The sequence below is a fragment of the Streptomyces sp. ME19-01-6 genome (assembly GCF_033793745.1).
Classification (GTDB): domain Bacteria; phylum Actinomycetota; class Actinomycetes; order Streptomycetales; family Streptomycetaceae; genus Streptomyces.
Map to the genome: position 1 here is coordinate 398,354 of NZ_JARAXF010000005.1, position 15,720 is coordinate 414,073.

At 71.4% G+C, this 15,720-nt stretch carries 10 protein-coding genes and 1 riboswitch; of the genes, 6 read left to right on the top strand and 4 right to left on the bottom strand.

Annotated elements, in window-relative coordinates:
- Nucleotides 1-2: 2 nt before the first annotated feature.
- Nucleotides 3-120, top strand: a riboswitch (TPP riboswitch).
- Nucleotides 114-1,874: a phosphomethylpyrimidine synthase ThiC gene (thiC, locus tag PV419_RS15220; RefSeq protein WP_319688868.1), complete on the top strand. Its 1,761-nt coding sequence runs from the start codon at nucleotides 114-116 to the stop codon at nucleotides 1,872-1,874. (Overlaps the previous riboswitch by 7 nt.)
- A gap of 79 nt (nucleotides 1,875-1,953) precedes the next feature.
- Here thiC and PV419_RS15225 read toward each other — a convergent pair whose 3' ends face one another.
- Entirely contained in the window at nucleotides 1,954-3,066 is a 1,113-nt protein-coding gene (locus PV419_RS15225) for a BRO family protein (RefSeq protein WP_319688870.1), read from the bottom strand.
- A gap of 163 nt (nucleotides 3,067-3,229) precedes the next feature.
- On the opposite strand from PV419_RS15225, the gene PV419_RS15230 reads away from it, so the two are divergent.
- Nucleotides 3,230-3,784, top strand: a complete 555-nt coding sequence (locus tag PV419_RS15230) for a TIGR03086 family metal-binding protein (protein ID WP_319688872.1) — start codon at nucleotides 3,230-3,232, stop codon at nucleotides 3,782-3,784.
- Here PV419_RS15230 and PV419_RS15235 read toward each other — a convergent pair.
- The 3 genes from PV419_RS15235 to PV419_RS15245 all read right to left on the bottom strand — a co-directional run bounded on the left by PV419_RS15235 (nucleotide 3,781) and on the right by PV419_RS15245 (nucleotide 7,548).
- Nucleotides 3,781-4,779 (bottom strand): hypothetical protein, encoded by a 999-nt coding sequence (locus PV419_RS15235; RefSeq protein ID WP_319688874.1) that lies wholly within the window; start codon nucleotides 4,777-4,779, stop codon nucleotides 3,781-3,783. The two genes, PV419_RS15230 and PV419_RS15235, sit on opposite strands and share 4 nt — an antisense overlap.
- 192 nt (nucleotides 4,780-4,971) lie before the next feature.
- Entirely contained in the window at nucleotides 4,972-6,231 is a 1,260-nt protein-coding gene (locus tag PV419_RS15240) for a metallophosphoesterase (RefSeq protein ID WP_415925306.1), read from the bottom strand.
- Nucleotides 6,232-6,447: 216 nt separating this feature from the next.
- Nucleotides 6,448-7,548 (bottom strand): LacI family DNA-binding transcriptional regulator, encoded by a 1,101-nt coding sequence (locus PV419_RS15245; protein ID WP_319688879.1) that lies wholly within the window; start codon nucleotides 7,546-7,548, stop codon nucleotides 6,448-6,450.
- Between the two features lie 478 nt (nucleotides 7,549-8,026).
- On the opposite strand from PV419_RS15245, the gene hisC reads away from it, so the two are divergent.
- The 4 genes from hisC to cydD all read left to right on the top strand — a co-directional run bounded on the left by hisC (nucleotide 8,027) and on the right by cydD (nucleotide 15,622).
- Entirely contained in the window at nucleotides 8,027-9,106 is a 1,080-nt protein-coding gene (hisC, locus tag PV419_RS15250) for a histidinol-phosphate transaminase (RefSeq protein WP_319688881.1), read from the top strand.
- Between the two features lie 235 nt (nucleotides 9,107-9,341).
- Entirely contained in the window at nucleotides 9,342-10,937 is a 1,596-nt protein-coding gene (locus PV419_RS15255) for a cytochrome ubiquinol oxidase subunit I (protein WP_319688882.1), read from the top strand.
- Between the two features lie 19 nt (nucleotides 10,938-10,956).
- A complete protein-coding gene (gene cydB / locus PV419_RS15260; protein WP_319689091.1) occupies nucleotides 10,957-11,964 on the top strand; it encodes a cytochrome d ubiquinol oxidase subunit II in 1,008 nt (335 codons plus the stop codon).
- A 22-nt stretch (nucleotides 11,965-11,986) separates the two neighbouring features.
- Nucleotides 11,987-15,622 (top strand): thiol reductant ABC exporter subunit CydD, encoded by a 3,636-nt coding sequence (gene cydD, locus PV419_RS15265; RefSeq protein ID WP_319688884.1) that lies wholly within the window; start codon nucleotides 11,987-11,989, stop codon nucleotides 15,620-15,622.
- Nucleotides 15,623-15,720 lie beyond the last annotated feature (98 nt).

Sequence of the window (15,720 nt, forward strand, 5' to 3'; positions counted from 1 at the left end):
ACCTTTGCAATCGCGGGAGCTCGGAGCACCGGGCTGAGAGGGCGCTGACTTCCTTGGCTGCGCCGACCGCTGAACCTGTTACCGGGTAATGCCGGCGTAGGGAGTGGGTCTCAATGACTCTGCAGGATGCACGCACGCCCGAAAAGCGCGAGTTCGGCTGGCATAAGGGATATGTCACCGGCTCGCGTCCGGACCTCCAGGTCCCGGTCCGCCGAGTGCACCTCACCAATGGCCAGGACGTCACGCTGTACGACACCTCCGGCCCGTACACCGACCCCCAGATCGAGACAGATGTCCGCCGCGGCCTCGCGCCGTTGCGGCAGAACTGGATCCTCGCCCGCGGCGACACCGAAGAGTACGCGGGCCGCCCCGTCCGCCCCGAGGACGACGGCATCAAGCACACCACGCCGCGCGGGGGGCTGCGCAACCTCGACGCGGTCTTCCCCGGCCGCCCCCGCCAGCCCCGCCGGGGCCGGGACGGCGCCGCCGTGACACAGCTCGCCTACGCCCGCCGCGGCGAGATCACCGCGGAGATGGAGTACGTCGCGCTCCGCGAGAACGTCTCCCCCGAGGTGGTCCGCGAGGAGATCGCGGCCGGCCGGGCGGTCCTCCCGGCCAACGTCAACCACCCGGAGATCGAGCCGATGATCATCGGCAAGCGATTCCTGGTGAAGGTCAACGCCAACATCGGCAACTCAGCCGTCACGTCCTCCATCGAGGAGGAGGTCGAGAAGATGACCTGGGCGACCCGCTGGGGCGCCGACACGGTCATGGACCTCTCCACCGGCCGCAATATCCACACCACCCGCGAGTGGGTGCTGCGCAACTCCCCCGTTCCCATCGGCACGGTGCCCCTGTACCAGGCTCTGGAGAAGGTCGACGGCAAGGCCGAGGAGCTGACCTGGGAGATCTACAAGGACACCGTCATCGAACAGGCCGAGCAAGGCGTCGACTACATGACGGTGCACGCGGGCGTGCGACTGCCGTACGTCCCGCTGACCGCCCGCCGCAAGACCGGCATCGTCTCGCGCGGCGGCTCCATCATGGCGGCGTGGTGCCTGGCCCACCACAAGGAGTCGTTCCTCTACACCCACTTCGAGGAGCTCTGCGAGATCCTCGCCGCGTACGACGTCACCTACTCGCTCGGCGACGGACTGCGCCCAGGCTCTATCGCCGACGCCAACGACGAGGCGCAGTTCGCCGAGTTGCGCACGCTCGGTGAGCTCAACCGGATCGCCAAGCGGCACAACGTCCAGACGATGATCGAGGGCCCGGGCCATGTCCCGATGCACAAGATCAAGGAGAACGTCGACCTCCAGCAGGAGATCTGCGAAGAGGCCCCCTTCTACACCCTCGGCCCCCTCACCACCGATATCGCCCCTGCCTACGACCACATCACCTCGGGCATCGGCGCGGCGATGATCGCCTGGTGGGGCACGGCGATGCTCTGCTACGTCACGCCGAAGGAACACCTGGGCCTGCCGGATCGCGACGACGTCAAGACCGGCGTCATCACCTACAAGATCGCCGCCCACGCGGCCGACCTCGCCAAGGGCCACCCCGGCGCCCAGGAGTGGGACGACGCCCTGTCCGACGCCCGCTTCGAATTCCGCTGGGAGGACCAGTTCAACCTGGCCCTCGACCCGGACACGGCGCGCGCCTTCCACGACGAGACGCTCCCGGCGGAACCGGCGAAGACGGCGCATTTCTGCTCCATGTGCGGGCCGAAGTTCTGCTCCATGAAGATCAGCCAGGACATCCGGCGCGAGCACGGGGGCGCGATGGACGCGGCCGAGGTGGAGGCCGGGATGGCGGAGAAGTCGAAGGAGTTCGCGGCGGCGGGTAATCGCGTATATCTGCCGCTCGCGGACTGAGCGACGATAACGTGCGCGAGGGCCCGAAGCCGCAACTTCGGATTGCGACTTCGGGCCCTCATCCCGTGCTGGGGGCGGACTACTTCAGGACGTACACCGGAGCGCCGTCCGGGGTCACCCCGGTCTGCCGGACGCAGCCGCGCTTCTGCAGCATGCGCAGCGCGTCATGTACGCGGTGCTCGGTGAGCCCGGTGACGGTCGCGATGGCGCTCAGCGGGTACAGGCATTCGCCGTGCTCGATGATCGCGGGCAGGATGTACGCCGCCACGGCCCAGATGTCGGCAGTGACCACGAGGTTGTGCTCGCGCCACTCGGCGATCACCGAGGCCGGCGTCACCACCTTGGGCGGCTCGGGCAGGTCCCGCCAGTGGCGTGGAATGCTGTCGGCGAGGTTTCCGATGCGGTCCGCGAGCCGATTGATCGCCACAAAGGTCTCACCCATGCACTGCATCAGCGCATGAGCGGCGGTCTGCCCGGCGGTGATCGACTCCCGCTGCACGGCGGTGGACTCGCGGATCGCCTCGATCATCTCGCGCTGGACGCGCTCCGCCTCGCGCTGCGCTTCCCGCTGTGCTTCGAGGGCTTCCCGCTGTGCCTCCACGGACTTCCGCATCATTTCGATGCTCTCGCGGCGCAGTTCCTGGGCCTCGCGCTGCATGGCGAGCATCTGCGCGTCCATGTCGAGGTTGTGCTCCTCAAGCCGGACGATGGCGTCGGCGACCTCCTTCGGCATGGCGTAGGCGGTGGGGGTGTCCGGGGCCGTCGGCTGCACTTCGGCTTTCTCGAGCTCGTACGAACCGTGCCGCTGGATGGAGACCACGACCTCGGTCACCCAGTTCTTGAACGGCTCGCACTCGGGCTTCACGCAGCCGTTGACGAGTCGGATCAGGCCGTTGAGGCTACACATCACCATGGACTTTTTGAGTCCCTGACCTGCGGGAATACTCAAACCGTAACGGGAAATTACGGTTTCGAGTACACATCGCATGTGCTCGGGGACATGCCTACGGATCGCCGCCCTCGAGTTGGAGTGCTTGAGTTCCGCGCACACATCGACCGCCGGGAACCAGTGGGTCCCGTCCGGCATCGTCAGTCGCCGCACGCGGGCTCCGGTCGCAGCGAAGACAAAGTCGTTGATGTCGATCGCGTCCTGCTTGCCCGCCGGGTTCGGCGGGGTGTTCTGTGTGCTCATGGGGAGCATCACCTCCGTGACGGACGTTATGCATCCCAATGAGCGAAGGTCCCACGATTAAGGGCGAGTTCGCTCAAAAGGTGGGGAGTGCATCATTCCGCTGGCGCGAGATCATCGCCCCCTGAACGAGCCGAGCCAGCAGCCGATCAACTGAAGGAGCCCGATGGACAACCGTCATGCCCTGCGCCTCGTCAACGCCCAGTTCGCCGACATACTCGGCAAAGCGAGGGAGGAAGACTGGGAGCTGCCCACTCCCTGCACTGAGTGGGCCATCCGCGACCTGGTGCGCCATGTGATCGGCGGGCACGTCATGGCGACCTCCCTCCTGACAGGGGAGGAGCTCGTCGCCGCGCCCGGTGACACCGTTGAGGCGTGGGTGGCGCGGGTGGAGCGGGCGGCGGAGGGGGAGGGGGCGCTGGAGCGGGTGGTGCGGCATCCGGTGTTCGGCGAGTTGAGCGGGGACGCCGCCGTGATGATCCGCTGGGGGGACGTGTGCGTGCATACCTGGGACCTCGCCCAGGCTCTCGGCGTGGACTTCACGCCGGAGCCCGGGCTGGCCGAGGCCGCGCTGGAGTGGCTGGTGCCGTTCGGTCCGGGCCTCGGGGCCTCGGGCATGTTCCGGGAGGCATCCGATCCAGGGCCCAGGGCCGACGCCTTCGCTCGGGTGCTGGCCATCACCGGGCGGGGTGCTCGGCCCGCCGACCGGTCGACCGCCTAGTCCGGCCGGTGCTCCGAACCGCCGTAGTCCGGGCTGGTGAAGTCCGGGCTGGTGAAGCGCGGGCGGGTCTTGGAGGTGTCGCCTTCCGTGGAGAAACCGGGACGGCTGTAGCCGAGGTGGGGTGTGCGGCCGGTGGCCTCGGACCGGTTGGGGGCGTAGGTCGAGGAGGGGCGCGTCGGGGAGGACGCGGGGGGTGGGGCCGGGGAGGTGTGGGAGCCGTCGGCGGCCGCCGGGTCGGCCAGCGCGTCGCGTAGGAAGGGCACCACGCCCCGCTCCAGCAGCGCCAGCCGCCAGGCCTCCCTGGCGCGGTCCACCTCTTCCCGTTGCGCGCTGCGCGCGCTGCCCCGGATCGCGCCGGTGCCGTTGTGCATCGCGGTGAGCAGGAGGCCGACGGCGGCGATCAGCAGGCCCGCGGCGGTGAGCGCGGCGAACAGCCAGCCCGCGGTGACCATCGGCTGGGCTATCGACGGCGTGGGGTGGAGCAGGTGCAGCAGATAGCCGGCGAGGAGGAAGATGACCGCCGCGGTGCCGGCCAGGACCGGGGCCAGGACGGAGAGCACGGCGACGAGCCCCGCGCCGGACGCCGCGTCCCCCACCGTGGCGGCGAACCCGCCCGCGGTTGTCACCCCGTCCGGGGTCGTCACCTCGCCCGCGGTCGTCGCTCCGCCCGGGATCGTCACATCGCCCGCCGCGCCGTCCCCCGCCGTGTCTCCGGCCGCGAACTCGCTGTCGTCGACGGTGTCGGGCCAGGCGGTCGGCGCGGGCTGGCGCAGCTTCTCGCGGGCGGCCAGAAAGTGGTGGTACTCGTCGGCCGCGCAGACCGCGATGGCGGCCGCGGCGTTCATCGCCATGGTGCGCAGCTGCTCGTTGTTGAGCCGCTGCCCGATGCCGCTGAGGTCCGCGCGACGGTCCGCGGTACGCAGCGCCTCATCGAGAACCCGCTCGAACTCCGGGCGGTCCTCGATCAGCAGGTGCGGAGCGCTGTTCATGTGCATCCCCCGATGCTCCGTAGGGCCTTGGTGCCGGCTGTCACCGGGCAGTGGGGCGGAAACGGAGGAGAGCCTGCTACGGATAAGCCGATGGTAGAGCCGATCCGGCGTGGGGTGACAGTAGATTTCCCGAATTCACTCCGCGTCGGTGAAACTGTCTATCTTCCCCGTGCGGCGTGGTATGAATCCCCAGATTGCTCAGGAGCCCAGCGGGAGTTGCACGACCAATAGCTTTCCGGCCATGGTGACGCCGCCGTCCATGGCGACCGCGAGGTTGTCCGCGTAGACGTGCGGGCCCTCGACGGTCGGCGCGCCGCCGTCCTCGTCGTCCTCGGAGCCGACCTCCCCGAGCAGATACGGGATGGGGCTGTGGCCGTGGACGATGCGCTGCCCGCCGTAGGTGTCGAGCAGTTCGCGGACGGCCAGCGGGCCGGCGTCCTCGTCGCGGAAGGCGAAGCGCTTGGTGAACTTGCGGAAGAGGTCCCAGCACTCGTCGGCGTCGCTGCGCTGCAGCGTCTCGGTCACGGTGTCGTTGACGGCCTCGATGGAGTCGCCGTACTCGAGGTAGGCGGTGGTGTCGGAGTGCACGAGCAGGTGGCCGTCCTGCTCGGCCATCGCGTCGAGCCGGGACATCCACTGCAGGTGGTGGTCCTCGAGCCGCTCCATGTCGGTGCGCTGGCCGCCGTTGAGGAGCCAGGCGGCCTGGAAGGAGGCGGTGCCGGCCCCGGAGTTGACGGGGGTGTCGCCGAACCGCTTGGCGCCGATGAGCAGCAGTTCGTGATTGCCCATCAGGGCCTTGCAGTAGCCGCCGGCGGCCGCGGCCTCGGCGGAGAGCTGCATGACCAGGTCGATGACGCCGATGCCGTCGGGGCCACGGTCGGTGAAGTCGCCGAGGAACCAGAGCCGGGCGTTGCCCGCGGACCAGTTGCCCTTGGCGTCGATCAGGCCTTGGGCGGCGAGCGCCTCGCGCAGCTCGTCGAGGTAGCCGTGTACATCGCCCACGACGTACAGCGGGCCGGGCCCGTCGGCCTCGGGCGCCTGGGAGCGCTCGGGGTCGGGGACCGGGGTGAGGGCGACGGTCGGGCGGTCCTGCGGGGGCACCAGCGGGGTGTCCGGGAGGGTGTGGCCGGGGCCCATGACCGGCAGGGAGCGCTCGGTGGGGGTGTACTCCGCGGGCCGGGCGGGCGCGGCGGGCGGCGTGGCCTGCGGCGCGGGGTGCGCCGTGGGGGCCGGGGGGGCCTGGTGCGGGGCGGGCTGGGCCGGATCGCGGGGGACCCGGCCGTGCGGGACCGTGCCGTAGGGCATCCCGCCGTACGGGTTCGGGGCGGGGGGGACCGCGCCGCCCGGAAGCGGGCCGGGCGTGGCGGACGTTCCGTACGCGGATACGGGCGGGACTGCCGCCGTGGTCCGTGCCGTGGCTCCCAGACCGGCCCCCTGCGTCATCGACCCCTCCACCATCGCGCCGCCGTGCCACCGTGTGGACCATGCCTGGTCGAGGGCGGTCCGCGGTGTCGTCCGCCCATCATAGGAATGACCGTACGGGCTTGTGACGCACCAGGGGGCCGTCAATCGGGGTGCGATCCCACTTCGACAGTCTTTTATCCCGGATTGACCCGGTAGGAGAAGCCGATCGGGCTCGGGTGCGTCTCGCGTCATCCTCAAGTCTTCCTCAGGTCAACTCCCGGCACGGCTGCGCGGCGCGCTGACCGTGGTGCGTGGCGGACGTCGTTGCGAGGACGTCCGCACGATCAGTTCGGTGGGTATCACCCGCTCGAGGGGGTGCTCGGCGCCTGGTACCTCGATGGCGTCGATCAAGAGCTGTACGGCGGCGGTGCCGATCCGGCGGGGCTTGAGGGAGAGGGTGGTGACGGGCGGTTCGGTGGTGCGGTAGACGGCGGACTCGCTGCAGCACACCAGCAGCAGGTCGTCGGGGACGCGCAGACCGTGGCGGCGGGCGGCGGCCAGCAGATCGGTGCCGTTGGGGTCGAACAGGCCGTAGACGGCGTCGGGGCGGTCGGGGCGGGCCAGCAGGCGGTCGGCGGCGACGGCTCCGGCACACGGGTCGTGGGCCGGGTACTCCTCGTACACCGGATCCTGCCCGACCTGCTCGCACCAGTGCAGATACGCGGTGGTGGACAGCCGGGTGTAGGTGTCGGTGGTGGTGCCGGTGAGGAGTCCGATGCGGCGGGCGCCGGAGTCGGCGAGGTGGTCGAGCAGGCCGAGGACGGCGGCCTCGTGGTCGTTGTCCACCCAGGCGGTGACGGGGAGGGTGCCGGCCGGGCGGCCGTCGCTGACCACGGGGATGCCCTGGCGCAGCAGTTCGGTGACGACCGGGTCGTGGTCGGAGGGGTCGATGACGATGGTGCCGTCGAGGGCGACGTTGGACCACACGTCGTGGCGGGAGGTGGCGGGCAGGATGACGAGGGCGTAGCCGCGGGCTAACGCGGCGGAGGTGGCGGCGCGCGCCATCTCCGCGAAGTACGCGAATTCGGTGAAGGTGAAAGGTTCATCCCCGTAGGTGGTCACGGTCAGGCCGATGAGGCCCGACTTGCCGGTACGGAGGGTGCGGGCCGCGGCGGAAGGGCGGTAGCCCAGCCGGTCGGCGACCTCGCGGACATGGCGGCGGGTGGCGTCCGGGAGCCGGCCCTTGCCGTTGAGCGCGTCGGAGACGGTCGTGATCGAGACCCCGGCTGCGGCGGCCACGTCCCGGATGCCCGCCCGTCCCGGCCGGCGGCCGGTCGACCGGCTCACCTGGTGCTTCCCTGCTGCTGTCATGGCGAGCCGATAGTAGGGCGAGGGTGGCCCCTTCGCGCGGGGGTAGGCTCGGCCTGTCGAAGGCACGTTTCTGCATGAGCGCTATGCCCAATTCCCTTGGAAATCAAGTCAGTTGACCGGTTGGGTGGGTCAGAAGTCGCCTCTGGCATATCCACGCCTGTCGATTGGTCGTTGTCTCGAAGAGGTCTTAACTCACCTGCACGGGTGATGCGCGCCAGGGCGCTCGCCACCGGCGCGCGGCAGAAGCGGAATCGCTCCCCCTCAGCTGTACGCCATTTCGCGCCGGGGCCGGCCGGCTCGTGCGCCCGGTCCTCGCACTCCGTGCGCCGGGGTTCTCGTGGTACCGCGCGCGGGGTTCCCGCGGCCCGTGCCCCAGGGTCCGCTCGCCGGTACGCCGGGCCCAGGATGCCTCATAAAGTGTGAGGTATCGACGTGCGCGGGCGCCGCGCACGGACGGGACGGTCGAGGAGGAGCCGCGGTGACTGAGAAGAGCCCCAAGCTGCGTGCCGCGCTGGACGGCATTCCGACGTACAAGCCCGGCAAGCCGGCCGCGGCGGGCGGCCCGGCGGCCTTCAAGCTGTCCTCGAACGAGAACCCCTATCCGCCGCTCGCGGGGGTGCTGGAGACCGCGACGGCCACCGCCGCCTCCTTCAACCGCTATCCCGACCTGGCCTGCACCGCCCTGACGGCCGAGCTGGCCGACCGCTTCGACGTGCCGCGGGAGCATCTGGCCACCGGCACCGGCTCGGTCGGCGTGGCCCAGCAGCTGGTGCAGTCGACGGCCGGGCCCGGCGACGAGGTGATGTACGCCTGGCGGTCCTTCGAGGCATATCCGATCATCACGCAGATCTCCGGGGCGACGTCGGTGCGGGTGCCGCTGACCGACGGCGAGGTGCACGACCTGGACGCGATGGCGGACGCGGTCACCGAGCGCACCCGGCTGATTTTCGTCTGCAACCCCAACAACCCGACGGGCACGGTGGTGGGCCGGGACGGTCTCACCCGCTTCCTGGACCGGGTGCCGACCGATGTGCTGGTGGTGCTGGACGAGGCGTACATCGAGTTCATCCGGGACGAGCGGGTGCCGAACGGTATAGAGCTGTACCGGGAGCGGCCCAATGTGTGCGTGCTGCGCACCTTCTCCAAGGCGTACGGCCTGGCGGGGCTGCGCGTCGGCTTCGCGATCGCGCATGAGCCGGTCGCGGCCGCGCTGCGCAAGACGGCGGTGCCCTTCGGGGTCAGCCAGCTGGCGCAGGACGCGGCGGTGGCCTCGCTGCGCAGCGAGGACGCGCTGCGCGAGCGGGTGGACGCGCTGGTCGCGGAGCGGGCGCGGGTGAGCGAGGAGCTGGTCGGGCAGGGGTGGACGGTGCCCGAGTCGCAGGCGAACTTCGTATGGCTGCGGCTGGGGGAGCGCACGGTGGACTTCGCGGTGGCGTGCGAGGCGGCGGGCGTGGTGGTGCGCCCGTTCCCGGGCGAGGGGGTGCGGGTGACGATAGGCGAGGGCGAGGGGAACAACATCTTCCTGCGCGTCGCCGAGGAGTTCCGCAAGGCGTTGTGACGCGCCGCGGGCCGTCGCGGGCCGTCGCCGGGAGCTGCTGAGCCGCGTCGGCCCCGCATCCGGCAGACATGCCGCACGGGATCCTACCGATACGTTCCGCTTGCGCCCCTTCCACCCCCCGGTGAGAAGGGGCGTAAGTGTGTGCGTATCATAGCTTGTGAATGTGAATACTTTCACAAGCTCCCCCTGGGGGCGCAGGTGAACCCTGCAGGCAAGACCGTAAGGAGAGATTCCTGTGGATCTGGCTCTGGCGCCGGAGACGCTGGCGCGATGGCAGTTCGGCATCACCACCGTCTACCACTTCCTCTTCGTCCCGCTCACGATCTCTCTCGCCGCGATCACCGCCGGTCTGGAGACCGCCTGGGTCCGCACCGGCAAGGAGACGTACTTCCACGCGACCAAGTTCTGGGGAAAGCTCTTCCTGATCAACATCGCGATGGGCGTGGTCACCGGCCTCGTCCAGGAGTTCCAGTTCGGCATGAACTGGTCGGACTACTCGCGCTTCGTGGGTGATGTCTTCGGCGCCCCGCTCGCCATGGAGGCGCTGCTGGCCTTCTTCTTCGAGTCCACCTTCATCGGATTGTGGATCTTCGGCTGGGACAAGCTGCCGAAGAAGATCCACTGCGCCTGCATCTGGATCGTCGCGCTGGGCACCGTTCTGTCCTCGTACTTCATCCTCGCCGCCAACTCCTGGATGCAGCACCCGATCGGCTACGCCATCGACAAGGCCACCGGCAAGGCACGGCTCACCGACATCTGGGCGGTGCTGACCCAGAACACCACCCTGGTCGTGGTCTTCCACACCCTCACCGCCGCCTTCCTCACCGGTGCCGCCTTCGTCGTCGGCATCGCCTCCTTCCATCTGTGGCGGGCCAAGCGCCGGCAGGACCGGGGCGAGGAGCTCGGCGAGAAGCAGCGGAAGCAGGTCGGGGCGATGCGGGCGTCGCTGCGCGTCGGTCTGGTCGTCGCCGTGATCGCGGGCCTGTCCACCGCGATCAGCGGCGACCAGCTGGGCAAGGTCATGTTCGAGCAGCAGCCGATGAAGATGGCCGCGGCGGAGGCGCTCTGGGAGACCCAGGCGCCCGCGCCCTTCTCGGTCTTCGCCGTGGGCGATGTGAGCAAGGGGCACAACAGCGTCGAGCTGGAGGTCCCCGGGGTGCTGTCCTTCCTCGCGCACAGCAACTTCACCGACTCCGTCCCCGGCATCAACGACGTGGCCAAGAGGGAGGCCGCCGCCTACGGAGGGCAGCCCGAGGACTACATCCCCAGCATCTTCATGACCTTCTGGGGCTTCAGGCTGATGATCGGCTTCGGTATGACCTCGTTCGTCGCCGCGCTCATCGGGCTGTGGACGACCCGGCGGAAGAAGTGGCTGTCGCCCGCCTTCCGCACCGGGGAGGACGAGGTGCCGCGGCTCATGCTCACCAAGAACCGCGAGATGAGCCCCCTGCTGACCAAGTGGTCCTGGCGGATCGGCATCCTGACCATGGGCTTCCCGCTGATCGCCAACTCCTTCGGCTGGATCTTCACCGAGATGGGGCGTCAGCCGTGGGTGGTGTACGGACTGATGAAGACCGCCGACGCGGTCTCCCCCGGCGTCAGCCGGACCGAGGTCCTCATATCCCTGGGCGTCTTCACGCTGCTGTACGGCGTGCTCGCGGTGGTCGAGGTGCGGCTGCTGGCCAAGTACGCCAAGGCCGGGCCGGACACCGACGAGAAGCCGCCGGCCAAGGACCCCCGGCTGCGGCTGCCCTCCGGCGGACCGGGCGCCGGGGCGGCTGGGGAGCACGACGCCACCGACGCCGACAAGCCGCTGACCTTCGCGTACTGAGCCGGAGAGAGCCATGTCACTGCACCTTCACGACGTCTGGTTCGTGCTGATCGCCGTCCTGTGGACCGGCTACTTCTTCCTCGAGGGCTTCGACTTCGGCATCGGCGTGCTGACCAAGCCGCTGGCCCGGAACCGTACGGAACGCCGGGTGCTCATCAACACCATCGGCCCCGTCTGGGACGGCAACGAGGTCTGGCTGATCACGGCGGGCGGCGCGACCTTCGCCGCCTTCCCCGACTGGTACGCGACGCTCTTCAGCGGCTTCTATCTGCCGCTGCTGGCCATCCTGGTCTGCCTGATCCTGCGCGGCGTCGCCTTCGAGTACCGGCACAAGCGCCCCGAGGAGCGCTGGCAGCGCAACTGGGAGAACGCGATCTTCTGGTGCTCGCTGCTGCCCGCGTTCCTGTGGGGCGCGATCTTCGCCAACATGGTGCGCGGGGTGCCGATCGGGCCGGACAAGAACTACGCCGGCGACCTCCTCGACCTGGCCAACCCGTACGCCCTGCTCGGCGGGGCGCTCACGCTGGTGCTGTTCACCTTCCATGGCGCCGTGTTCGCCTCACTCAAGACGGTGGGGGACATCCGGGCCCGGGCGCGGCGGTTCGCGGCGGTGCTGGGCCCGGCCGCCGCCGTGCTCGCGGTGGCCTTCCTCGGCTGGACGCAGCGCGACAGCGGCAACGGGCGGTCGCTGGGGGCGCTGCTGGTCTCGGTGGTCGCGCTGCTCGTGGCGCTGGTGATGAACCGGCGCGGCCGGGAGGGCTGGGCGTTCGCCCTGTCCGGGGTGACCATCGCGGCGGCGGTCGCGATGCTCTTCCTCGCGCTCTTTCCGGACGTCATGCCGTCCTCGCTGGACCCGAGGTGGAGCCTGACCACGGCGGACGCGGCGTCCAGCCCGTACACGCTGAAGATCATGACCTGGGTCGCGGCCGTGATGACCCCGCTGGTGATGGCCTATCAGGCATGGACGTACTGGGTGTTCCGCAAGCGGATCGGCACCCAGCACATCCCCGAGCCGACCGGTCACTGACCCCGCGGGTGGTGTGTTTCACGTGAAACCAATCGATCCCCGGCTGCTGCGTCACGCCCGGGCGACCCGTCTGTTCCTCGCCGCGTCCGTGGCGTTGGGGCTGGTGTCGGCGGGGCTTGTGGTGGCACAGGCCATGCTGATCGCCGAGGTGGTGGTCGCCGCCTTCGCCCACGGGACGGCGCCCGGGGAGCTCGGGCGCCCGCTGGCGCTGCTGGCGGCCGTCGCCGTCGGCCGCGCCGCGGTCGCCTGGCTGACCGAGCTGGCCGCCCACCGGGCCGGGGCGGCGGTCAAGTCCGAGCTGCGGCTGCGGCTGCTCGCCCATGCGGCGCGGCTGGGGCCCGAGCGGATGGCACCCGACCGGCTCGGCCCCGAGCGGCTGGACGCGCGGGGCGGCACGGGCGAGCTCACCACCCTCGCCACCCGGGGCATCGACGCCCTGGACGACTACTTCGCCCGCTATCTGCCGCAGCTGGGCCTGGCCGTGGTGGTGCCGGTGGCGGTGCTCGCCCGCATCGTCACCGCCGACTGGGTCTCGGCCCTCATCATCGCCGCCACGCTGCCGCTGATCCCGCTCTTCATGATCCTCATCGGCTGGGCCACCCAGTCCCGGATGGACCGCCAGTGGCGGCTGCTGTCCCGGCTGTCCGGACACTTCCTGGACGTCGTCGCCGGACTGCCCACCCTCAAGGTCTTCGGCCGCGCCAAGGCCCAGGCCGCCTCGATCCGCGCCATCACCGCCGACTACCGGCGGGCGACGCTGCGCACCCTGCGGCTGGCCTTCCTGTCCTCCTTCGCGCTCGAACTGCTCTCCACCGTCTCGGTCGCCCTCGTCGCGGTCGGCATCGGCATGCGGCTGGTCCACGGCGAGCTGGACCTCTCCACGGGCCTGGTGGTGCTCGTCCTCGCCCCCGAGGCATATCTGCCGCTGCGGCAGGTGGGCGCGCAGTACCACGCCGCGGCGGAAGGACTGACCGCCGCGGACGAGGTCTTCGCGGTCCTCGAACGCGAGCCGAGGGCTAGCGGTGCCGAGCCCGCCCCCGACGCCCGGGGCGCGGCGCTGACCGTGGAGGGGCTGGTGGTCCGCCACCCGGGCCGCGCCGAACCGTCCCTGCCCGAGACCTCGTTCCAGATCCTGCCGGGCGAGACGGTGGCCGTCGTCGGCCCCAGCGGGGCGGGCAAGACCACGCTGCTGAACGCCCTGCTGGGATTCGCCGAGCCGGCCGCGGGCCGGGTGCTGGTCGCGGGGCGGGACCTGGCGTCGCTCGACCTCGACAGCTGGCGCGGCCAGGTCGCCTGGGTGCCCCAGCACCCGTATCTCTTCGCCGGGACGGTCGCCGAGAACGTACGGCTGGCGCGGCCGGACGCCGATGACGCCGCCGTCCGGACCGCGCTGCGGGACGCGGGCGCGCTCGGCTTCGTCGACGCGCTGCCGCACGGGGCCGACACCCGCCTCGGCGAGATGGGCGCGGGCCTGTCCGCGGGACAGCGGCAGCGGATCGCGCTGGCGCGCGCGTTCCTGGCCGACCGGCCGGTGCTGCTGCTGGACGAGCCGACCGCGAGCCTGGACGGAGAGACGGAGGCGGCGGTCGCCCTGGCGGTACGGCGGCTGGCCGAGGGCCGCACGGTCCTCCTGGTCGTCCACCGCCCGGCCCTGCTGCCCCTCGCCGACCGCGTGGTGCGGCTGCCCGGCCCCACCGCCACGCCCCGGGTTCCGGCCCCGCGCGCCGTCCCCCGCACACATCAAGCGGCGAGGGCCACCGACCCGGCGGACCATGAGGCGGCGGATCCCGAGGCCCCATCGGCACACGGAGCGCACCAGGCCCGGAGGCGCCGCTCGCCGCTGGCGTGGGTGCGGGAGTCGGGGCGGGCCTGGCGGGGGCGGTTCGCGCTCGCGCTGCTGCTCGGAACGCTCGCGCTGGGCAGCGCCGTCGGGCTGATGGCCGTCTCCGGATGGCTGATCTCCCGCGCGTCACAGCAGCCCCCCGTCCTCTATCTGATGGTGGCGGTCACCGCGACCCGGGCCTTCGGGATCGGCCGGGCCGTCTTCCGCTACGCCGAGCGCCTGGTCTCGCACGACGCCGTGCTGAGGGTGCTGGCCGAACTGCGGGTCGCCGTCTACCGCAGGCTGGAGCGGCTGGCGCCGGTCGGTCTGAAGGACACCCGGCGCGGCGATCTGCTCTCCCGGCTGGTCGCCGATGTGGACGCCCTGCAGGACTACTTCCTGCGCTGGCTGCTGCCCGTCGGCGCCGCGCTGGCCGTGGGCGTGGCCTCCGTCGGCTTCACCTGGTGGCTGCTGCCGGAGGCGGGCGCCGTGCTGGCGGCCGGACTTCTGGTGGCGGGGATCGTGGCGCCCCTCGTCTCCGGGGCGCTGGCCCGCCACGCGGAGCGCCGGCTGGCCCCGGCGCGCGGCGCGCTGTCGGCCCAGGTCGTCGATCTGCTCACCGGCACCGCCGAGTTGACCGTCGCCGGTGCCCTGCCGCGCCGGCTGGACGAGGTGCGCCGCGCCGACGGCGTGCTCACCCGGATCGCCCGGCGGGCCGCGGCCGCCACCGGCGTGGGCGCCGGGCTGTCCGCGCTGGCCTGCGGGCTGACCGTCGCCGCCGCGGCCTGGGTGGGCGTGCGGGCGGTGGCCGACGGCCGGCTCGACGGGGTGTGGCTGGCCGTCGTGGTGCTCATGCCGCTCGCCGCGTTCGAGGCGGTCGCGGGGCTGCCGCTGGCCGTGCAGCACCGCCAGCGGGTGCGGCGGGCCGCGCGGCGGGTGTACGACGTGGTGGACGGGGCGCAGCCCGAGCGACTCGCCCCGGCGGCCACGCAGACCCCGCAGGGGACGTACCCGCTGGTGCTGAGCGGGATCTCCGCCCGCTATCCGGGGCGGCCCGAGCCCGCCCTGGACGGGTTCGACCTGGAACTGCGCCCGGGCCGCCGGGTCGCCGTCGTCGGCCCGTCCGGCTCGGGCAAGACCACCCTCGCCCATGTGCTGCTCCGCTTCCTGGACCCGCGGACGGGCGCGTACACCCTCGCGGGCCGCGACACCGCGGCCATGGACCCCGACGCGGTACGGCGGTTGGTGGGGCTGTGCGCCCAGGACGCACACATCTTCGACAGCTCGCTGCGCGAGAACCTCCGCCTGGCCCGCACCGACGCGAGCGACGGCGAGCTGCGCGAGGCGCTGGCCGCGGCCCGGCTGCTGGCGTGGGTGGACGGGCTGCCCGACGGCCTGGACACGCTGGTCGGCGAGTCGGGCGCGAGGCTGTCCGGCGGACAGCGCCAGCGGCTCGCCCTGGCCCGCGCGCTGCTCGCGGACTTCCCGGTGCTGGTGCTCGACGAGCCCGCCGAGCACCTGGATCTGCCGACGGCCGACGCGCTGACGGCCGATCTGCTGTCCGCCACACGGGGGCGGACGACCGTGCTGATCACCCATCGGCTGGCGGGCCTCGAGGCGGTCGACGAGGTCGTCGTACTCGAAGGGGGCCGAGCCGTACAGCGCGGGCCGTACGCGCAACTCGCCGCGAAGCAGGGTCCGTTCCGGCGGATGCTGGACCGCGAGGCCGAGGACGGCCGTCGGCTGGCGGCCCCCCCCACTCCTGGCCCCCAGGTGACTTTTCGCGGCAGAAGGTTTACGCCCGGGCACGAGCGCCCCGGACACCGAGGCCGGTAGCCGGGAGTTAGCCCGGTCAGGGCAACTCCTCACCTGCGCGGGCCAACTATCGCCGCGTCAGCATGCGGACCCCTGGGACGGGCAGTGGGATGAGCCTC